The organism is Nocardia sp. NPDC058658 (assembly GCF_042716665.1).
In the GTDB taxonomy this organism is placed as follows: domain Bacteria; phylum Actinomycetota; class Actinomycetes; order Mycobacteriales; family Mycobacteriaceae; genus Nocardia.
This window is the reverse complement of sequence record NZ_JBHXRR010000012.1, coordinates 77,733-96,721: the sequence shown is the minus strand read 5'-3', so window position 1 is coordinate 96,721 and position 18,989 is coordinate 77,733. Positions and strand designations below refer to the sequence as shown.

The 18,989-nt window shown below is 69.0% G+C and carries 19 protein-coding genes and 1 riboswitch; of the genes, 9 read left to right on the top strand and 10 right to left on the bottom strand.

Going from position 1 to position 18,989, the window contains the following annotated elements; translation table 11 throughout:
• Positions 1-4: 4 nt before the first annotated feature.
• The 9 genes from mraY to ACFWUP_RS18800 form a co-directional block, all read right to left on the bottom strand.
• Positions 5-1,081: a phospho-N-acetylmuramoyl-pentapeptide-transferase gene (mraY, locus tag ACFWUP_RS18840; RefSeq protein WP_379235880.1), complete on the bottom strand. Its 1,077-nt coding sequence runs from the start codon at positions 1,079-1,081 to the stop codon at positions 5-7.
• Positions 1,078-2,565: a UDP-N-acetylmuramoyl-tripeptide--D-alanyl-D-alanine ligase gene (murF, locus tag ACFWUP_RS18835; RefSeq protein WP_379235878.1), complete on the bottom strand. Its 1,488-nt coding sequence runs from the start codon at positions 2,563-2,565 to the stop codon at positions 1,078-1,080. Before murF ends, mraY begins: the two co-directional genes overlap by 4 nt.
• On the bottom strand, positions 2,562-4,142 hold the full coding sequence (locus ACFWUP_RS18830; RefSeq protein ID WP_379235876.1) for a UDP-N-acetylmuramoyl-L-alanyl-D-glutamate--2,6-diaminopimelate ligase: 1,581 nt from the start codon (positions 4,140-4,142) through the stop codon (positions 2,562-2,564). The genes murF and ACFWUP_RS18830 overlap by 4 nt, the downstream gene beginning before the upstream one ends.
• Positions 4,143-4,278: 136 nt before the next feature.
• On the bottom strand, positions 4,279-6,153 hold the full coding sequence (locus ACFWUP_RS18825; protein WP_379235874.1) for a peptidoglycan D,D-transpeptidase FtsI family protein: 1,875 nt from the start codon (positions 6,151-6,153) through the stop codon (positions 4,279-4,281).
• A complete protein-coding gene (locus ACFWUP_RS18820) occupies positions 6,150-7,115 on the bottom strand; it encodes a hypothetical protein (RefSeq protein WP_379235872.1) in 966 nt (321 codons plus the stop codon). The genes ACFWUP_RS18825 and ACFWUP_RS18820 overlap by 4 nt, the downstream gene beginning before the upstream one ends.
• A complete protein-coding gene (gene rsmH / locus ACFWUP_RS18815; protein ID WP_379235870.1) occupies positions 7,112-8,110 on the bottom strand; it encodes a 16S rRNA (cytosine(1402)-N(4))-methyltransferase RsmH in 999 nt (332 codons plus the stop codon). Before rsmH ends, ACFWUP_RS18820 begins: the two co-directional genes overlap by 4 nt.
• 181 nt (positions 8,111-8,291) lie before the next feature.
• A complete protein-coding gene (gene mraZ, locus ACFWUP_RS18810) occupies positions 8,292-8,723 on the bottom strand; it encodes a division/cell wall cluster transcriptional repressor MraZ (RefSeq protein WP_056816815.1) in 432 nt (143 codons plus the stop codon).
• Positions 8,724-9,114: 391 nt separating this feature from the next.
• On the bottom strand, positions 9,115-9,543 hold the full coding sequence (locus ACFWUP_RS18805) for a DUF3040 domain-containing protein (protein ID WP_379235868.1): 429 nt from the start codon (positions 9,541-9,543) through the stop codon (positions 9,115-9,117).
• Positions 9,544-9,668: 125 nt separating this feature from the next.
• Positions 9,669-10,118 carry an SAV_6107 family HEPN domain-containing protein gene (locus ACFWUP_RS18800; RefSeq protein WP_379235866.1) on the bottom strand — a complete coding sequence of 150 codons (450 nt, stop codon included), beginning with the start codon at positions 10,116-10,118 and terminating at the stop codon, positions 9,669-9,671.
• A 117-nt stretch (positions 10,119-10,235) separates the two neighbouring features.
• Between ACFWUP_RS18800 and ACFWUP_RS18795 the strand changes: the two genes are divergently transcribed.
• The 7 genes from ACFWUP_RS18795 (at position 10,236) to ACFWUP_RS18765 (ending at position 16,125) form a co-directional block, all read left to right on the top strand.
• Positions 10,236-10,862, top strand: coding sequence for a GNAT family N-acetyltransferase (locus ACFWUP_RS18795; protein WP_379235864.1), 627 nt, complete (start codon positions 10,236-10,238; stop codon positions 10,860-10,862).
• Positions 10,859-12,424: a phytoene desaturase family protein gene (locus tag ACFWUP_RS18790; protein WP_379235862.1), complete on the top strand. Its 1,566-nt coding sequence runs from the start codon at positions 10,859-10,861 to the stop codon at positions 12,422-12,424. The genes ACFWUP_RS18795 and ACFWUP_RS18790 overlap by 4 nt, the downstream gene beginning before the upstream one ends.
• 163 nt (positions 12,425-12,587) lie before the next feature.
• The gene (locus tag ACFWUP_RS18785) at positions 12,588-13,406 is read left to right on the top strand and encodes a carotenoid biosynthesis protein (RefSeq protein ID WP_379236038.1); all 819 of its coding nucleotides are present in this window, start codon (positions 12,588-12,590) and stop codon (positions 13,404-13,406) included.
• Between the two features lie 86 nt (positions 13,407-13,492).
• Entirely contained in the window at positions 13,493-14,248 is a 756-nt protein-coding gene (locus tag ACFWUP_RS18780; RefSeq protein WP_379236036.1) for an LppM family (lipo)protein, read from the top strand.
• A gap of 1 nt (position 14,249) precedes the next feature.
• The gene (locus tag ACFWUP_RS18775; protein ID WP_379235860.1) at positions 14,250-15,422 is read left to right on the top strand and encodes a glycosyltransferase; all 1,173 of its coding nucleotides are present in this window, start codon (positions 14,250-14,252) and stop codon (positions 15,420-15,422) included.
• Positions 15,423-15,496: 74 nt separating this feature from the next.
• Entirely contained in the window at positions 15,497-15,832 is a 336-nt protein-coding gene (locus ACFWUP_RS18770; protein WP_379235858.1) for an AbrB/MazE/SpoVT family DNA-binding domain-containing protein, read from the top strand.
• A gap of 83 nt (positions 15,833-15,915) precedes the next feature.
• Positions 15,916-16,125 carry a hypothetical protein gene (locus tag ACFWUP_RS18765; protein ID WP_379235856.1) on the top strand — a complete coding sequence of 70 codons (210 nt, stop codon included), beginning with the start codon at positions 15,916-15,918 and terminating at the stop codon, positions 16,123-16,125.
• Positions 16,126-16,181: 56 nt separating this feature from the next.
• Here ACFWUP_RS18765 and ACFWUP_RS18760 read toward each other — a convergent pair whose 3' ends face one another.
• The gene (locus ACFWUP_RS18760) at positions 16,182-16,895 is read right to left on the bottom strand and encodes a hypothetical protein (protein ID WP_379236034.1); all 714 of its coding nucleotides are present in this window, start codon (positions 16,893-16,895) and stop codon (positions 16,182-16,184) included.
• 242 nt (positions 16,896-17,137) lie between these two features.
• A riboswitch (SAM riboswitch) is annotated at positions 17,138-17,230 on the top strand.
• 98 nt (positions 17,231-17,328) lie between these two features.
• Between ACFWUP_RS18760 and ACFWUP_RS18755 the strand changes: the two genes are divergently transcribed.
• Complete coding sequence (locus ACFWUP_RS18755; RefSeq protein ID WP_379236032.1) at positions 17,329-18,219, top strand: amino acid ABC transporter permease; 891 nt, start codon at positions 17,329-17,331, stop codon at positions 18,217-18,219.
• Positions 18,216-18,977, top strand: coding sequence for an amino acid ABC transporter ATP-binding protein (locus ACFWUP_RS18750; RefSeq protein ID WP_379235854.1), 762 nt, complete (start codon positions 18,216-18,218; stop codon positions 18,975-18,977). Before ACFWUP_RS18755 ends, ACFWUP_RS18750 begins: the two co-directional genes overlap by 4 nt.
• The last annotated feature ends 12 nt before the right edge of the window (positions 18,978-18,989 follow it).

Here is an 18,989-nt window from a genome sequence, read left to right as displayed (position 1 = left end):
CTACTCACCCGACCTGTGACAGATATTCGCTGTAGAACAAACCGAGACCCACTGCGGCGGAGATGCCCGCCAATATCCAGAATCGGATGATCACCGTGGTTTCGGCCCACTTACTCAACTCGAAGTGATGGTGGAACGGCGCCATCTTGAACAGTCGATTGCGCGTGGTGCGATACACCGCCACCTGCAGCATCACCGACGCCGCCTCGGCGACGAACAGCGCGCCGATCACGGCCATCAGCAGCTCGGTGCGGGTGGTGATCGACAGACCGGCGATCAGACCGCCCAGTGCCAGCGAACCGGTGTCGCCCATGAAGATGCGCGCGGGCGCGGCGTTCCACCACAGGAAACCGATACACGCGGCGGCCGCTGCGGCGCAGACCAACGCGAGATCCAGGGGGTCGCGCACGTTGTAGCAGCCGGCTTCGGGGCTGGTGGAGCAGGAATTGCGGTACTGCCAGAAGGTGATGATCACGTACGCGCCGAGCAGCAGGCTCATCGAACCGGCCGCGAGACCGTCGAGGCCGTCGGTCAGGTTCACCGCGTTGGACCAGGCGATCACCAGGAACAGCACCCAGATCACGAAGATCAGCGCGCCCATCGACAGGGTGTTCCAGTCGCGCACGTAGGACAGGTGCTTGCTGGCCGGGGTGAGCCCGTCGGGGCTGCGGAACTGCAGGGCGAGCACCGCGAAGATGACGGCTGCGGCGGTCTGGCCGATGTACTTGCCCGCGGCCGTCAGACCCAGATTGCGCTGTTTGCGAAGTTTGATGAAGTCGTCGAGGAAGCCGACGATGCCGAGCGCGGTGGTGAGCCCGAGCACGAGCAGACCCGACGCGGTCGGACCTTCGGCGTCGTAGCCGATACCGATCAGGTGCGAGCCGAGGTAGCCCGCCCACATGCCGATCAGGATCGCGACGCCGCCCATGGTAGGGGTGCCGCGCTTGGCCTGGTGGCTGGCCGGGCCGTCGACCCGGATCTCCTGGCCGAAGCCCTGTTTGGCGAAGACCCGAACCAGCAACGGCGTCAACAGGATCGACACCGCCAAGGCGATCCCCGCCGCGAACAGAATTTGCCTCATCGAGCTGAATTACCTTCCGCTGCCCCGGTCAGGTGCTCGGCGACGGCCCAGAGACCGACCGCCTTCGACGCCTTGACCAGTACCACATCGCCTGCGGCGATCTCGTCGTCGAGCAGCGCGATCGCCGCGTCGATATCGGGAACGAGGATCGATTCCTCGCCCCATGAGCCTTCCATCACCGCTCCCTGGTGCATCCCGTGGGAGGGTCGTCCGGTGCCGACCACGATCAAACGGTCGACGTCGAGGCGCACGGCCAGGCGGCCGATCGCGTCGTGTTCGATCACCGAGGTGTCGCCGAGTTCACCCATCTCGCCGAGCACGGCCCAGCTGCGCCGATTGGCCGGTTTGGCCAGGGTGACCAGCGCTTTGAGCGCCGCGCGCACCGAGTCGGGGTTGGCGTTGTAGGAGTCGTTGATGACGGTGACGCCCGCAGGAGTGGTCGTGACGTCCATCCGGCGCACCGAGGCCGCGGTGGCGCCGGACAGCGCCTGCGCCACGGTCGCCAGGTCGGCGCCGCATTCGAGGGCGACGGCGGCGGCGGCCAGTGCGTTGCCGACCTGGTGTTCGCCGTGCACTGCCAGGCGCACCGGGATCGATGCGTCGCCGACGTGCATCGTGAAGTGGGCGCGGGCCTGGTCGTCGGTGATCACGTCGGTGGCGCGGATGTCGGCGTCGCCGGACAGGCCGACCTTCACCACGCGGGCTTTGGTGCGCGATGCCATCGCCGAGACGTTCGGGTCGTCGGCGTTGAGTACGGCGAGGCCTTCGGCGGGCAGCGCTTCGACGAGCTCGCCCTTGGCTTGCGCGATGGCCTCGCGGCTGCCGAATTCGCCGAGGTGGGCGGTGCCGACATTGAGCACGACGCCGATCCGGGGCGGGGCGATGCGGGCGAGTTCGGCGATGTGGCCGGTGCCGCGCGCGGAGAGTTCGAGGGCGAGGAACTTGGTGTCGGGGCCCGCGCGCAGGGCGGTCCACGGGTGGCCGAGTTCGTTGTTGAACGAGCCGGGCGGCGCGACCACCGCACCCAGCGGCGCCAGCACCGCGGCGAGGAGATCCTTGGTCGAGGTCTTGCCGGAGGAACCGGTGACGCCGACGACGGTGAGTCCGGTGCGCTCGGCGAGCCGCTCGGTGCTCACGCGCGCCAGCTCGGCCAGCGCGGCCAGCACCGCGGCGCCGGAACCGTCGGCATCCGAGCTCAGCGCGACCGAGGTCGCAGGCACCGAACCGAGCTCCGGTGCCACCACGATCGCGGGCACACCGACCGGGCGGGCCGCGAGCACCGCGACCGCCCCGGCGGCGACGGCCTGCGCGGCGTAGTCGTGTCCGTCGGAGTTGGCGCCGGGTAGGGCGAGGAACAGATCGCCGGAACCGATTCGGCGCGAATCGAATTCGACCGAACCGGTTACCAGTGCCTGGGGGTCGGGTACGTCGTGCAGCTCGCCGCCGACGACGTCCGCGATCTCCCGCAGTGTCATCTCGATCATGAAACTGTCAAGTCCTCCGAGTCCGTGTGCGGACGCTGTCGGGTCCGCAGGGCATCCAGCGCCACCGCGACTACCTCGCGGTCGTCGAAGGGATGCTTGACGCCCTTGATCTCCTGCCCCGCCTCGTGGCCCTTGCCCGCGACGAGTACCACGTCGCCGGAGCGGGCCCAGTCGAGTGCGGCGGCGATGGCCACCGCGCGGTCACCGATCTCGCGGATCTCGCCGCGGTCGGTGGCCGGGAGTTCGGTGGCACCGGCCACCACGGCGGACCTGATGGCCGCCGGGTCCTCGGTGCGTGGGTTGTCGTCGGTGACGATCAGCAGGTCGGCGCGGGCCGCCGCGGCGCCCATCAGCGCGCGTTTGCCCGCGTCGCGGTCGCCACCGGCGCCGAGCACGACGGCCAGCCTGCCCACACCGGCCTCGACGAGGTGGCCGCGCAGGGTGGTCACCACGGATTCGATGGCGGCGGGCTTGTGCGCGTAGTCGACTACGGCGAGGAAGTCCTGGCCGCGCTCGACGCGCTGCATCCGGCCCGGCACGTCCACGACGGCCAGCGCGGGCGCGGCGACAGCGGGATCGACCCCGGCCGCGGCGCAGGTGGCGACGGCCAGCAGCGCGTTGGCGACGTTGTAGCGGCCGGGCAGGCGCAGGCGCACCGTCAGTTCGCCGTCGGGTCCGGCGGCGGTGAATTCCTGTTCGCCGCCGGTGGATTTGATGTCACCGGTGACCTGCCAGGTTCCGGTCCCCGTGGTCGACACGGTGACCGGCTCGGCCAGGTCACCGGCCAGGCGGGTGCCCCATTCGTCGTCGACGCAGACCACCGCGGTGCGCGCAGCGACCGGCGAATCCGCTTCGAACAGGCGACGTTTCGCGGCGAAGTAGTCCTCGAAGTCGGCGTGGAAGTCGAGGTGATCCTGCGAGAGATTGGTGAACGCGCCGACCGCGAACCGCACGCCGTCGACCCGGCCCAGCGCGAGCGCGTGGCTCGACACCTCCATCACCACCGCGTCGACACCCTGCTCGACCATCGCGGCGAACATCGCGTGCAACTGCGGCGCCTCCGGCGTGGTGAGGGCGCTGGGCACCCGCTGCCCGCCGATCCGCGTTTCGATGGTGCCGATCAGCCCGGTGGACAGCCCGGCCGCGGCCAGACCCGCTTCCACCAGATACGAGGTGGTGGTCTTGCCCGAGGTGCCGGTGATGCCGATGATGCGCAGCCGGTCGCTGGGGTGTCCGTAGATCGTGGCGGAGAGTTCACCGAGGACCGCGCGTGGCTGTTCGCGCACCAGCACGGGCACCGCCACGTCACCGATCAGCTCCGCGCCCGCGGCATCGGTGAACACGGCCACCGCGCCGCTCGCGATCGCGTCGGCGGCGAATCGGGCGCCGTGGGCGTTCGCACCGGGCAGTGCGGCGAACAGGTCACCGGGGCGCACCGCGTTGGAACGCTGCTCGATGCCGGTGACCGTCACCTCGGGGGACGCCGTCGTGGCGCCCACGAGGTCCGCTACGGCCTGCAGCGACGTCGACAGCGGAGTGGTTGGCCGGAGCGCGTGCGGGCTGGACTGCGCGGGCACAAGGCTCCTCTCTGAGAGTGATCGAGCGCGTAGGCGAGACGAGCAGTCAGGTTACCGACGCGCGGTGTCGGGTGGACAACGTGGGTTGAGTTAATTGTTGTTCTCGGCCCGCCCCGAGAACCCGCGGCGCCAACCGCTATGACCCTGCCTCCAGCACCAGCTGCTTCGGCTCCGGCGACGGCGGTACCCGGTCGCGCTGCAAGGCCCAGGAAGCGATGCTGTGGAACAGCGGTGCGGCCGAGCCTCCACCGGTGCCGTCGGAGCTGCGCACGGGTGCGTCGAGCATCATGCCGACCACGTAGCGGGGGTTGTCGGCGGGCGCCATGCCGGCGAAGGTGATGTAGTACGACGAGGTCGAGTAGCAGCGGCACGCGGGATCGACCTTCTGCGCGGTGCCGGTTTTGCCCGCCACCTGGTATCCCTCGATCGCGGCGGGTGCGCCGGTGCCCGACTGCACGCCCATCGGGTCCTTCTGCACGGTCGCCTGGAACATCTGACGCAGAGTCTGCGCGGTCTGCGGGCTGACCACGCGCACACCGTCGGGCTGCAACTCCTCGGCGCGAGTGCCGTCGGGTGCCACCTTGGCCTTCACGATGCGCGGCGGGATCCGCAGACCGTCGTTGGCGATGGCCTGGTACATGGCGGTCATCTGCAGCGTCGTCATCGAAAGGCCCTGGCCGATGGGCAGATTCGCGAACGAACCACCCGACCACTGGTCGCGGGCGGGCACCTGGCCGCCGCTCTCGCCGGGCAGGCCGACGCCGGTGCGCTGCCCGAGCCCGAACCGGTCGATCATATCGGCGAACCGGTCCTCCCCCACCCGCTGGGCGAGCATGAGAGTGCCGACGTTGGACGACTTTCCGAAGATTCCGGTGGTGGTGTAGGGCGCGACGTCGTGTTGCCAGGCGTCGTTCACAGTGACGCCCGACATGCGGATCGAGCCGGGCACCTGCAACACCTCGTCGGGGGTGGTCACGCCGTATTCGATGGCGGCCGCCGCGGTGACGATCTTGTTGACCGAGCCGGGTTCGAACGGTTCGGCCACCGAGGGATTACCCATCTTGCCCGAGGCCCAATGGTTCGGTCCCAGTGCGGGATTGAAGGTGCCGTCGTTGGCCATGGCCAGCACCTGGCCGGTCTTGGCGTCGAGCACCACCGCCGACGCCGAGGACGCCCCCGACATCTGTTTGGCCTGCTGTACCTGCTGCTGCACGTAGTACTGCAGGTCCGCGTCGAGGGTCAGTTCGACGCCGTGGCCGTTCACCGCGGGCTGCAGGTCGCGGTAGCTGCCGGGGATCACCGCGCCGTCGGAACCCTGGTCGTAGGTGCGCGAACCGTCGGTGCCCGAGAGCACCGAGTCCAGCGCCGACTCGAGGCCCACCTGACCGTGCCGGTCGCCGCCGATCGCGCCGACCACATTGGACGCCAGCGAACCACCGGGGTACTCACGCAGGTCCTGACGTTCGGCACCGACCTCGGGGAACTTCGTGGTGATCTCGGCGGCCACCCGCGGATCGACATTCTTGGCCAGATAGTGGAACTTCTTGTCGCTCTTCAACTTGTCGAGCAGTTCTTGCTCACTGGGTGCGCCGAGCTTGTCGTGAATGAACTTCGCGATGTCGGTCAGCCGCTGCTCCGGATCCGGTGCGTCAGGCTTGAGCTTCTTGGCTTCGACCAGCTTCTCGCGCTCGGTCACCGGCTGGAAGGTCAGGGCCTTCACAGTGAGGGTGAAGGCGAGCTGACTGCCGTACCGGTCGGTGATGGGACCGCGCACGGCCGCCTCTGTCGCCTTGATGGTGCGCTGCGAGGCCGCCTGCGCCGAGAGCGCGGGGGCGGCGAAACTCTGAATGTAGAGCAGCTGCAACGCGACTACGGCCAGCGTCGCCAGCAGGGTGACCCGCCCGACCCCGAGACGCAGCCGGATCGGCCGGTCCGGCGAGAGCGAGCCGGAGCGGGCCCTCGACGAGACCGGCCCGCGTCGCTGTTGCGACGCGGGCCCACTGCGCTTCATCGGGGAGCATCCTGCGATTCGACGACCTGCGGCTGTTCGCTCGGCGGTCCGGCCGCGGGGGCTCGTAGGCCGGGAGTCGGCGCACCCGGTAGCGGCGCGTCACCCGGTGCGACCGGCGGCGTGTCGGCCGAGGCCAGCGGTTCGCCCTGTGCTGCGACGTCGATCCGATCGGGCACGGTCACCGGGGCAGGCGCACCATCGGTCGGCGCGGGGGCCTGCCCGTTCGGCGCGACGGGAACGGCCGCTTCGACCGGAGCCGGCGCGACCGGAGCCGGAGCGGCGGCGGGTTGCGGCGAAACGGCCGGAGCCTGCGGCGAATTCACCGTCGGCGCGGGCGGGGACGCGAGCACGGTCGGCGCGACACCGGTGGGCGCGGGCGTGGCCGCACCCGGCAGCACCGGCACCACGCGCTCACCCTGCGCCTGGGCATGCCCGGGCGCGGGACCGTTCGGCGTGGTGGTCGGCGGGCCGTTCAGTGGTGGGGCCGGTGCGCCCTGCGCGGGTGTCGGGTCACCGATCACGGTCACCTCGCCGTCGGCACCGACCACAAGCCGGGCCGGGTCCTTGGCGGGGATCATGCCGAGTTCACGTGCACGCGAAGCCAATTCGGGAGCAGAGTCGGCGGCGGCGACCTCACGCTGGAGCGCGGCCCGCTCGTCGGCGAGCTTGCGATTGGTCGACCGCACGTCGCTGAGCTGGTAGCTGTCCTCGGCCGCGCGGGTGGTGAGCAACAGGGTGAGGGCAAGGCCGCAGCCGAGCAAACCGATGATCGCGGTGACGAACGGGATCCGCCCCGCCATCGTCGAGTCACGTTCGGGCAGTTCGATGCCGTCGAGCAATTGCTCCCTGGTGCGCTTGCGGGCGTAGGCCCGCTGTGCCGCACCGGACTTCACTCGTTCGGCCGCCTCGACGCGCCGAGCTGTCTTGCTCGGCACCGCGACTGTGCTCGTCCGCACGCTCATCGTTTCCCCTCCTGTGTCCTCCCTGACCTCTCCGCGATTCGTTCGGCCGCGCGCATCCGCACCGGCGCGGATCGCGGATTGACCTCGATCTCGGCTTCGGTCGCTTTTTCCGCGCCACGGGTGAGCATCGTGAATTCCGGTCCCATGCCGGGCAGTTCGACCGGCAGGTCCATCGGGGACCGGGAGATGATCCGTGGTGCGAGTTCGTGTTTGACCAGCCGATCTTCGAGCGACTGATACGACATGACGCAGATCCGTCCGCCCACCCGCAGTGAATCCAGTGCCGCGGGCAGTGCCGCCCGCAGCGAGTCGAGCTCACCGTTGACCTCCACACGCAACGCCTGGAAGGAACGCTTGGCCGGATGTCCGCCGGTGCGCCGCGCCGCGGCCGGAATGGTCGCGTAGAGCACCTCGACGAGTTCGGCGCTGGTGGTGAACGGCTTGACCGTCCGCCTGCGCAGCACCTCGGAGGCGATCTTGCCCGCGAACCGTTCGTCGCCATAGGTTTTCAGCACCCGGGCCAGGTCGCCGTGGCTGTAGGTGTTGAGCACGTCGGCGGCGGTGATGCCGGTGGTCGGGTCCATCCGCATATCGAGGGGCGCGTCGACGGAGTAGGCGAAGCCGCGTTCGGCCTCGTCGAGCTGCATCGACGACACCCCGAGGTCCATGAGAATCGCTGATACGGAACCGAACTGGTCGAGTCCCGCTTCGGCCAGCGCCTCGGGGATGCCGTCGTAGCGGGTGTGCACCAGCGTGATCCGGTCGGCGTAGGGCGCGAGGCGCTCGCCTGCCATCCGTAACGCGGTGGTGTCGCGGTCGAGTCCGACCAGACGTGCCTGCGGGTAGGTGCGCAGGAAATGTTCTGCGTGCCCGCCCAATCCGAGCGTCGCGTCGATGTAGACGGCGCCCGGTTCGCTCAGCGCGGGGCCGAGCAGATCGTCGGCGCGCTCGAGCAGGACCGGCACATGACGGGGGTTCTCGGCGTCATGGTTCACCTCGACCTCCCGGGATACTGCCTCGCGTCGCAGACGGGTCGCCTTGCCACACAGTGCTTTTCGAATAAGTTGATGGTGCGAATGCTTCGAGGTCTCTGACCGGGGCAAGGCACCTGGCGTCGGGGAAGTACGTCAGGGTCCACGCCCGGGCAGAGGCCTCGCAGCACTCGCGTGCTCCGGGTCAGAAGATTCCGCCCAGCGACTCGTCTCCGGCTTGCGCGTAGTCCTCCTCGTGTTCTTCGAGGTAGGTCTCCCACGCCTGCTTATCCCATATTTCGAGGAAGTCGACCGAACCGATCACCACGCAATCCCGCGAGAGGTTCGCATAACGCCGATGGTCCGGCGACAGCGTGATCCGGCCCTGTGCGTCCGGACGTTGCTCGTCGGTGCCTGCCGCCAGCGCTCGGACGAAAGCCCTTGCCTGCGGGTTACTTCGAGACGCCGACGCGGCCCGCCGCGCGAGCGCGGTGAACTCGTCTTTGGGATACACGGCCAGGCTGTGGTCTTGGCCTTTCGTGACCATCAACCCTCCCGCCAGATCGTCTCGAAACTTCGCAGGCAACGTCAGCCGCCCTTTGTCGTCCAATCGGGGGGTGTAGGTACCGAGGAACATCTCGGCCACCTCCCTACTGGATTCACCTCGCCGTGCGGCCTCTCCTGTAGTGCGCGACCCACATTACCCCACTTTCCCCCACTTTCAATCGAAACCCTGCGTGATCCTGCTCCCCGCCAACACAATTCCGCAGGTCATCCCAGCTATCACTGAGATTTGCGGTTATCCCGTGTTCGGGCAACCCGCGCGGGTCGGCAACCCGTCGTTCCGACAACGTTCAGCAAACATCGCAGGTGCGGCACAGGTCGAGTGCCCTGGTGGGGGAAGTGTGGGGCGCGGTGGGGAAGGTGGGGGAACCGCCCTGACCGGGTGCGGCGCCCCGGAACGCACGAAGGCGGCGCCGCACCCGCGGTGGGTGTGGCGCCGCCTTTCGTGTCCGGCTAGGTGTGAGCTATTCCTGCTCGAACCGTCGCCGGAATCGGTCTTCCATGCGCTCGGAGAAGCCGCCGGACTTGCGCTGGCGACTACCGCGGGCCGTTGGTCCGCTCGACGGGCCGCTACCCGCAGCGGGGTGCTCGGTCTCGTCCGGTGGGGCGGCGCGACGCGAGTTGCCGATCATCAACAGGACACCAGCGCCGAACATGGCGATGAATCCGACGAGACTGATGATCGGGAAACCGCCCGGCTTGAACGGGGCGGCGATGCCGGCGACGAGCAGAAAAAGGCCGACGGCGAACAACGCCGCAGCCTGGAGTCTGCGTCGACTCGACGTGGAACGAAGTCGTCCGCCGCGGACGGACGAGGCGAACTTCGGGTCCTCAGCATAGAGAGCGCTCTCGATCTGTTCGAGCATGCGCTGCTCGTGCTCGGAGAGTGGCACGGTACCTCCCCCGGCACTAGGCGTGGCTGGTCGCCTCCGGGTAGGCGACGGGTAGCCGACCTTGGCGGCTATCTGCTCCCCATGATACGAGTTCGATCGGTGGCGTACCACCTACTCGGTCATAACTAAGCGGTCATGTCGCGGCCACGACTCGGCTGCGGGAGGCTCTTGGCCGCGGCTACCAGCGCATCGTCGACGTCGTAGAGGAATGCGCCCACCCGTGAGCAGAACTCATCTGCTTGTGTGTCGGTGATCGCACGGTCCAATCCGGCCTCCAACGCGGCCCGTAATTGCGAGTGCGCCTCGAAGTAGTCGGCCCACATCACGAACTCCGGGCTGGCGCGTCGCAGTAACACCCAGGCGCTGCGCGAGCGCGCACGTGGCGCCCGGTCGGCTCCGGTGAGCGCGATCATCGAACCCGCACCGCGTAGCGCGGCCAGGTAGGCGGTACGGAATCGCTCCCCCGGTTCGTGCTCCCAGGCGGAATCGGTGAGCAGCGCGTCGGCCTGGCGTAGTAGTCCACCGGCGCGCCCGTCGTGGCTCGCGTGTGCTCGACCATCGTTGTGACCAGCCATCTGCTGCCCCTTTCGCCCCTCGCACTGATCGAACTAGCATTCGAACGTTTGAATTGAGATTGAATATAGGGACACCCACTGACAACTTTCCCCGTCCGCGCGCCATCGACGAGAGCCATGACAGCCGTCAAGCCGAATCACACCCCCGCACCCGTCGTCGTCGACCTGAGCGTCGCCGCCTTGCGCGCGCGCCTGCACGACGCACTCTCGGTCTATGTGGCCGCCATGGAGTACCCGCGCGGCACCGAACACCATCGCGCCCCGATGTGGACCGAGCACACCACAAGGACCGGTTGGCGCGCCGTCGCCGCGGTGCTGCCCGACGATGCCGGTGGCGTCGACCTGCGCACCGCGCCGATTCTGGCCATCGCCTACGGCTACAGCGGCGCCCCGCGACAGTGGTGGCATCAGCAGGTCCAGACCGGGATGCGCCGGTGCGGGTGGCCCGATGCGGCCGCGCGCGACCTGCTGGCCGACTACTTCGAGCTCACCGAGCTGCACGTCCATCCCGCCGCGCAGGGACGCGGGATCGGCGCGCGATTGCTCGAGCGACTACTGGCGGATCGCACCGAGGCCGCCGTGCTGCTGTCGACGCCAGAGGTCCCGGAGGAGGCGAACCGGGCCTGGAATCTGTACCGACGGGCGGGATTCACCGATGTGATCCGCAATTTCGTGTTCGCGGGCGATACAAGGCCCTTCGCCATTCTCGGGCGCAGGCTGCCGATGCCGCCGTCGAACCCATGACGACGGTGGTGGTCGGGTCCGGCCACAACGCGCTGGTCGCGGCCTGCTATCTGGCGCGGGCCGGGCACCGGGTGCAGGTGCTCGAACGCGATGAGGTGCCCGGTGGCGCGGTGTCGACGGTGGAACGGTTTCCCGGCCATCTTGTGGATCGCGGTTCTTCGGCGCACATCATGATCCGGCACACCGGGATCATCGAGGAGCTCGAGCTCGAGCGGTTCGGATTGCGTTATCTCGACTGTGATCCGTGGGGGTTCACCCCGTCCGACGGTGTGCGCCCGCCGATCGTCTTCCACCGTGATCTCGACGAGACGTGCGCGTCGATCGCGACGGCGTGTGGTGTCAAGGACGCTGACGCATATCGCCGGTTCGTCGGGGTGTGGGGCGAGCGCAGCGCGCGGGTGATGCGCTCGTTCGGTGGCCCGCCGACGCCGGGCAGGCTCGTTCGCTCGTTCTGGGGGCTGGACGCGCGGGCCGGTGGATCGGCACTGTCGCGGGAGTTCCTGCAGGCCGGTGACGCGCTGTTGGACTTCTGGTTCGACGACGAACGGCTCAAGGCGTCGCTGGCGTGGTTCGGCGCGCAGTCGGGTCCGCCGATGTCGGAACCGGGGACCGCGCCGATGGCCGGATTCGCCGCGCTCATGCACACCTTGCCGCCCGGCCGTGCTGTGGGGGGAAGTGGGGCGCTCAGCGCGGCGTTGATCGCGCGGCTGCGGGCCGACGGCGGCGAGCTGCACACCGGTGACGCCGTCACCGCGCTACGCCGGTCCAGCAGTGGGTGGCAGGTGACGACCGCGTCGGGCCGGACCCTGCACGCCGACACGGTGATCGCGGGCTCCCACATCCTGTCGACGCTCGACCTGTTGCGCGCGGGCGATTTCGACCCCGAGATCCTCGACGACTGGCAGCGGCGCATCCGGGTCGGCCCCGGCATCGGCATGGTGGTGCGGCTGGCGACCGACCGGCTACCCGAATACCCCGGCGCCTCCCCCGCCGAATCCGCCCGTGGGCTGCAGTTCCTCGTCTCCGACCGGCGACAGCTCCGGCTGGCGCACGGCGCCGCACTGGCCGGGTCGCTGCCGCCGCGCCCGGTGGTGCTGGCGATGAGTTTCAGCGCGCTCGACCCGTCCCTCGCCCCCGCCGGCGAACATCAGCTGTCGCTGTGGGCGCAGTGGCATCCCTACGAGCTCGCCGACGGCAGCGACTGGGCAGCACACGCCGAGCACGAGGCGGATCGGATCATCGCCGAAGTCGACCGGTACGCACCGGGTTTCGCATCGTCGGTGCGTCATCGATTCGTGCAGACGCCGGTCGATCTCGAGCGGGAGATGGGGTTGCGCGGCGGCAATGTGATGCACGTGGAGATGTCCCTGGATCAGATGATGCTGTGGCGACCGCTGCCCGAGTTGTCGGGACAGCGTGTCCCCGGCGCGCCCGGCCTGTATCTGACCGGCGCGTCCACCCATCCCGGCGGTGGTGTGTCGGGAGCCAGCGGTCGCAGCGCGGCGCGATTGGTTCTCGGCGATCGCCGAAAGTCCCGGTTCACGCTGCCACGCAAACGATGAGCGCGTCGCAGCAGACTCCGTCGACCGAGAGTGCCGACTTCGCGTGCCCGCAGCGGTGCGCACCGGTTCGGCACGCGGGCGCCGGGTCGGTCGTTCGGTGGCGTCGGTGACTGACACCGCCCGCGATCGGCGGGTGAGGACACTGCGTCGCGGTGTCGTCGAGATCCGCGACTGGCTACGCGTAAATCCCTGCCGAGCGATTCCCGCCGCCACCGCGCTGGCGCTGGTGTTCGTGCAGATCACGTACCCGTTGAGCGCGGGCGTGGTGCGCGACCGGATCACGGTGGCTGTCGTGGTGCTGTCGGCCGCGACCGCGTTGCTGCACGCGGCTACGACGCGCGGATTGCGGTGGGCTACCGGGTTTTTCGTCATCGTGTCCGGCCTGGGGCTCACCGCCGAGATCATCGGCACCGCGACCGGATTCCCGTTCGGTAGCTATGCCTACGCCGTCGATCGGCTCGGACCCGCGCTCGCCGAAGTTCCGCTGGTGGTGCCGCTCGCCTGGACCGGTGGGCTGTACCCGATCTGGATCGTCGCGGGCATCCTCGTGTCCGACAGGCTCGTGCGACGGGTGGGTCTGTTCGCCCTCGGCGCGGTCGGGTGGGATCTGTTCCTCGATCCGCAGATGGTCGCCGATGGCCAGTGGACCTGGGCGGTCACCGACGCCGGGCTTCCCGGTCTGCCCCAGATCCCGTACACGAACTATCTGGGCTGGGCGCTCGTCGCCGCTGTCATGGGGGTGCTGCTCACCCTGCTCGATCGAGTTCTCGCACCACCGCATGACCGGTCGGTGGCAGTCCCGGTCGCGGTGTTCGCGTGGACCTGGCTCGGCTCGACCCTCGCGCACGCGGCGTTCCTCGGTCTGCCCGCGTCGGCGGTCTGGGGTTTCTGCGGTCTGGGCGTGCTCGGAATCCCCCTGTTGATGCGGTGTGCGCGCCCGAACCCGCCCCGACACACCTCGGATCGACCCGAAAATGCCTGATCGGCGCGGTCGGTGGGCCCGTCGTGTGGGCTCTGCGGCCTGAGCCTGGCACGATGTCAACCGTGCAGCCGAGTCCCGTCGCCGACATGCCCACTCCTTCGCCACGCCGTTCCGTGCCCGCGCGGCGCGTCGCGGCCGTTGCCGTCCTGCTGGCACTGCTGGTGCCCGCGCTGGCCGGGTGCCTGCGCGTGCAGGTGTCGATGGGGGTGTCGTCGAACGACCGCGTGTCGGGGCGGATCGTCGCCGCGGTGGTGCCGACCGGGCCCGAGGACAAGGGACCACAGCTGAAGTCGCCGGACCAGTTGTCGTCGAAAGTGCGGGTGGAGAACTACAACCAGGACGGCTACGTCGGCACCCAGGTGTTCTTCGACGATCTGTCCTTCGGCGAGGTGGGCCAGCTCGGTGGACTGTCGGATCAGACGCAGGGCATGTTCACCCTCGAGTTCCAGCGCAGTGGTGACCTGGTGAGTCTCACCGGCCGGGTCAATCTGGAATCGGTGCCGCCGCACGGCTCGGACGTGCAGTTCTCCATCGCGTTCCCCGCGCGCGTCGCCAAGACCAACGGCACCCGCGAAACCGCCAACAGCGAGAACACCGTGTCGTGGAAGCTGCCCGCCGGTGAGGTGTCCACCCTGCGCGCCGAGGTCAAATACGCCGACCCCAACACCCGCTCGTTCGCGGGCTGGGCGGGCATCGTCGGCGGCATCACCCTCGCCGTGGCCGCGCTGATCGCCGGGCTGGCGTTCCGCGACCGCAACCCCGCCCCACCACACGCCCCCCGCGGCGGTTTCTCCCCCTCGGAGATGTGGCGCGAGATCTCCCAACGCAGACTGGGCCGCTGACATGGGCGCGGCGGCCCGCTACCTGACCTGGGCAGGCACCGGCCTTGCCGCGCTCGGCGCGAGCACCGCCGCCTACAACCTGCTCACCCTGCGTACCCTGCCGCGCGGCGTCGCAGGCGTGATCGAACCGGTCACTGTCTGCGTGCCCGCCCGCGACGAAGCCGAGCGCCTGCCCGCCCTGATCGCCGACCTGCGGGCCCAGACCGGCGTCCCCCGCCTGCACGTGCTGATCCTCGACGACGCCTCCACCGACGGCACCTACGACGCCGCCCTGGCCGCGATCGCCGGTGACGAACGTTTTACTGTCCTGCGTTCGGCCGCCCATCCCGCTCCCGGCTGGACCGGCAAGGCCGCCGCGTGCGCGCGCCTGGCCGCCCGCACCGACGCGGCGGCCCTGGTCTTCGTCGACGCCGATGTGCGCCTGGCACCCCACGCCGTCGCGGCAGCGGTCACCGAATTGCGCAGGCGCGGAGCGGGTTTGGTCTCGGCCTGGCCGATCCAAGAAGCGGGTTCGACCACCGAACGCCTGGTCCAGCCCTTGCTCGCCTGGTCATGGGCATCGACCCTGCCCGTCGGCCCCGCCAACCACAGCCTGCGCCCCTCGACCGCCGTCGCCTGCGGCCAGTTCCTCGCCGTCGACGCCGAGGCCTACCGCGCCGCGGGCGGGCACGCGGCCGTAGCCGCCAGCGCCACCGAAGATCTCGACCTGGCCCGCTCGATGCGCCGAGCAGGCCACCGCACCGCCCTGGTCACCGCCGGCCCGGCCGCCAGCACCCGCATGTACACCGGCCCCGCCGAACTCACCGACGGCTACACCCGCTGGCTCTGGTCCGCCTACGGCGGCCGCCGCGACACCGGCACCGTCATCGGCATCCTCGCCGCCCTCGCCTACTGGATCCCCCCACTGGCCGCCCTACTCGGCCGCGGCCGAACCCGCCGCGCGGGAATCCTCGGCTACCTGGCCGCAGTCACCAGCCGCCTCACCGCCCGCACCATCGAAACCCGCCGCCCCCCAACACCTTCCGACCTAGCCTCAGCCCTGGCCCACCCGGTAGCAGTGGCCCACTACCTATCCCTGTGGACCCGCTCCCACCACCGCCACCAAACCGGCCGCCTCCGCTGGAAGCAGCGCCCCCTGGTCGCTCCCGACGAGGCCATCGCCCGCCGCGCCTGACCGAGTACCAGCTTGTCGACACAATTGGCGGCCGTCGACTTCTGTAGCACCGTTGCACCGCGCTACCCTGTGGCATGACCGCGATGAGCGTCCGTGCACGCATCCGAGGCAGTCGCCATCAAGTGACTCTGCCTCAGGAAATCCGTGCCGTCCTGCATGTTCGCGAGGATGACGAACTGGAATTCACGGTCAGCGAGGCTGGTGATGTCACGGTGCGCGGCTATCGGTCGATCCCGGTCGATCAGGCATGGTTCTTTACCCCGGAATGGCAGCGCAAAGAGCAAGAAGCTGACCAGGAACTGGCCGCGGGCGTCCCGCACGAGGTCTTCGAAGACGGTGACTCGTTCTTGCGAGGACTGGCCGCCTCCGCAGGCATCGACCTGGCCGAGATCCAGCCCGAGCGGCACTGATGCCCCCCTATGCCTGGTTGACGCTCTTCACCCGAGATTGGCAAAAGTTGACTCGCGATCAGCAAGTAGCCTACCTACGATCGGTGTCGATCCTGGTCGAAGATCTGCGCGCCGGAGCCGGGTTCCGCCCTGGACTGCGCGTCAAGAAGATGAAGGGCTACGACAACATCTGGGAGATGACGTGGGCGCCGGACGGGCGCGCGACGTTCAGTTACGGCGACTCGGTGACGACGGGTGAGGCCCCTGTGATCTGGCGGCGAATAGGCACACACGACATCTTCACCGCTCCATAAGCGAACGACTGTCGCCACGGAGGGTGCCTCAACCGCGCGACGGCGCCTGGCAGGTTTCAAGGAACCTCAGTGATGCCGACGGTCGGAAAGAAGAAGCACGACCGCCCCGCGTTGTCAGTGGTTCCGAAGACGGCAGCCAGCACAGTGCCACGCCCAGTGTCCACAGGCACCGCACGCACGCCACCGACGGGAACAGCGGCGAAGAGAAAGTCGCGAATCGCGTTTTCAGCCAGCGGCCGCAGTTCGACAGGAACCTCGGGCGGAACCATCGCCCGCACGATGTCGGCGATGGGCCCCATCGAAGCCATCCCGCCGCGGCCGGTGCTGATGTTGAGCCAGGCCACCTGCATCCCGGAGGTCTTCGTGGCGGCCGTGTCGGGGGCGAGTCCGTAGGGCAGGAAGGTGAACAGCGTCTGGCCGGACTTCACCGCCGACAGGTCGAGGCCTGGGATGGGCAGCGTGTTCGTCGGCCACGGACCCGGCACCGCACCCGCGACCGCCGGGACGAGGCCCGCGCCGTCACCGGTGCAGTTCGCGGCGACCGTCGGATAGAGGAACGGCTGAATACCCATGGCTTTCAGCGTCTCGACGACGGTCTGGTAGGCGCCGAGGAGATCGCCCGGACCCGCGGCTGGAGTGGTGCTCGGCGCGTCCCTGGTGACGGCGGGCGTCACCGGCGCGGCCGGTTCAGCGGCGGCCGATGGCGCGGTCAGCAGCAGCGCGGCGGCGCAGGCCGTCAGCGCGGTCAGTGTGGTGCAACGACGCCCCATGTTCACGACGTACTCCTCATCGACGCAGAGAAGGCCGACGCTACCGCCTGCGATGGGTGAATCAGGAGAGGTGAAGTAACCGACCGTTCGGCGCGTCGCAATCCCACAGCGAACCGAACCGGGGCAATTGTGGCCACCCCGGCGGCCGGTTCCAACCCCTGCGCTCACGCTGATTTCTACCGTTGCGACCACGACACCTGTGTCACATGCTGATTCAGCTCGGGCCGCGAGGCCGGCGAGCACAACCATCCAGAGCGACCGAGAGACCCGGCTCTACGACGTCGCAGCAACCCGCCCTTCGAGGGTGCGGGTGCTTCTGCCGGGATCGATGGAGGAGTTTTTCGTGCTGACCGCGTCCACTGTCTCCGGCGCCGAGACCGCCCCGCCTGGCGACGCGCCCGCTGAGCTGGAATCCGCAGGCGACCTACCCCGGATCGCCGGATCCTGGCACCCGTGGCGGTGGGTCGTAGCGGTGATCGCGCTGCTGCTGGTGGCACAGTTCGCTCACGGCCTGATCACCAATCCTGGCTGGGACTGGGGCACTTTCGCCCAGTACTTCACCGCGAAGTCGGTGCTGGCCGCCCTCCAGGTCACCCTCGAGCTGACGCTGTGGGGCACCGTCCTCGGTTTCGCGATCGGCACCCTGCTCGCGATCGGGCGAGTGTCGAACAATCCCGTGCTGCGGGTGATCGCCTGGACCTACATCTGGGCGTTCCGTTCGATCCCGCTGATCGTGCAGCTGCTGTTCTGGTTCAACATCGCCTACCTGTACCCCCGGCTGTCGGTGGGCATTCCGTTCGGGCCCGCGTTCTTCGACTTCGAAGTCAACGGCGTGATCAGCGGTTTCACCGCGGCGGTAATCGGCTTGGCCCTGCATCAGGCAGCGTATTCGGCCGAATTGATCCGGGCCGGTCTGCTCGCCGTCGACGGCGGGCAGTTGGAAGCCGCTGCGGCGCTGGGTATTCCGCGCTGGCGGCAGTTCCGCACCATCGTGTTGCCGCAGGCGATGCGCTCGATCCTGCCGAATGCGGCCAACGAGGTGATCAGCCTGTTCAAGGGCACCTCGATCGTGTCGGTGATGGCGATCGCCGAGCTGTTCTACCAGGTGCAGGTGATCTTCGGCCGCAACGGCCGGGTGGTGCCGCTGCTGATGGTGGCCACCGCCTGGTACATCGTGCTCACCACCGCGCTGACGATCGTCCAGTTCTACATCGAACGCCATTACGCCAAGGGCGCGCAGCGTGAGTTGCCGCCGACACCGTGGCAGCGGGTTCGCGCCAAGGTCACCGAGATCGCCGTCGCACCCCGAGGAGCCACCCGATGACCGCCGCGGTACAGGCACGGGGAATCCGTAAGTCCTACAACGGAGCCGAGGTGTTGCGCGGTGTCGATCTGGCGGTGCGCACCGGCGAGGTGGTGGCGTTGATCGGGCCGTCCGGGTCGGGCAAGTCCACCTTGCTGCGGGTGCTGAACCACCTCGAGGCGCAGGACGCGGGCACCGTGCACGTCGACGGCACACTGATCGGCTACCGGCAGCGCGGCAACACACTGCGTCCGCTGCCCGACCACGCGGTGCGCGCCCAGCGCAGCCGGATCGGCTTCGTGTTCCAGCAGTTCAACCTGTTCCCGCATCTCACGGTGCTCGACAATGTCGTGCTGGCCCCGGTCGCGTCGCAGGGTCGTCCGCGCGCTGAGGTGGTCACCGAGGCGAAACAGCTCCTCGACCGGGTGGGACTCGCCGATTTCGCGGATGCCTACCCCCGCAGGCTCTCCGGCGGACAGCAGCAGCGTGTCGCCATCGCGCGGGCCCTGGCTCTGAAACCGCAGCTGATCCTGTTCGACGAACCCACCTCCGCACTCGACCCGGAACTGGTCGGCGAGGTCCTTGCCGTGATCCGCGATCTCGCCTCCACCGGCACCGCCCTGGTGATCGTCACCCACGAAATCGGGTTCGCCCGTGAGGTCGCCGACACGGTCGTCTTCCTCGACGAGGGACAGATCGTGGAACAGGGCGACGCCGCCACGGTCCTCGACCATCCCGAACATCCACGCACGCAGGCATTCCTGTCGCGCGTGCGCTGAGTAACCCTTCCC

What these genes read in the sequence shown, in the direction of transcription:
- ACFWUP_RS18825 (WP_379235874.1), bottom strand. Translation starts at nt 6,153, where the DNA reads ATGAAGCGCAGTGGGCCCGCGTCGCAACAGCGACGCGGGCCGGTCTCG.
- ACFWUP_RS18770 (WP_379235858.1), top strand. Translation starts at nt 15,497, where the DNA reads ATGACCGCGATGAGCGTCCGTGCACGCATCCGAGGCAGTCGCCATCAA.
- ACFWUP_RS18795 (WP_379235864.1), top strand. Translation starts at nt 10,236, where the DNA reads ATGACAGCCGTCAAGCCGAATCACACCCCCGCACCCGTCGTCGTCGAC.
- mraY (WP_379235880.1), bottom strand. Translation starts at nt 1,081, where the DNA reads ATGAGGCAAATTCTGTTCGCGGCGGGGATCGCCTTGGCGGTGTCGATC.
- mraZ (WP_056816815.1), bottom strand. Translation starts at nt 8,723, where the DNA reads ATGTTCCTCGGTACCTACACCCCCCGATTGGACGACAAAGGGCGGCTG.
- ACFWUP_RS18800 (WP_379235866.1), bottom strand. Translation starts at nt 10,118, where the DNA reads ATGGCTGGTCACAACGATGGTCGAGCACACGCGAGCCACGACGGGCGC.
- ACFWUP_RS18750 (WP_379235854.1), top strand. Translation starts at nt 18,216, where the DNA reads ATGACCGCCGCGGTACAGGCACGGGGAATCCGTAAGTCCTACAACGGA.
- ACFWUP_RS18780 (WP_379236036.1), top strand. Translation starts at nt 13,493, where the DNA reads ATGCCCACTCCTTCGCCACGCCGTTCCGTGCCCGCGCGGCGCGTCGCG.
- ACFWUP_RS18790 (WP_379235862.1), top strand. Translation starts at nt 10,859, where the DNA reads ATGACGACGGTGGTGGTCGGGTCCGGCCACAACGCGCTGGTCGCGGCC.
- murF (WP_379235878.1), bottom strand. Translation starts at nt 2,565, where the DNA reads ATGATCGAGATGACACTGCGGGAGATCGCGGACGTCGTCGGCGGCGAG.
- ACFWUP_RS18760 (WP_379236034.1), bottom strand. Translation starts at nt 16,895, where the DNA reads ATGGGGCGTCGTTGCACCACACTGACCGCGCTGACGGCCTGCGCCGCC.
- ACFWUP_RS18820 (WP_379235872.1), bottom strand. Translation starts at nt 7,115, where the DNA reads ATGAGCGTGCGGACGAGCACAGTCGCGGTGCCGAGCAAGACAGCTCGG.
- ACFWUP_RS18775 (WP_379235860.1), top strand. Translation starts at nt 14,250, where the DNA reads ATGGGCGCGGCGGCCCGCTACCTGACCTGGGCAGGCACCGGCCTTGCC.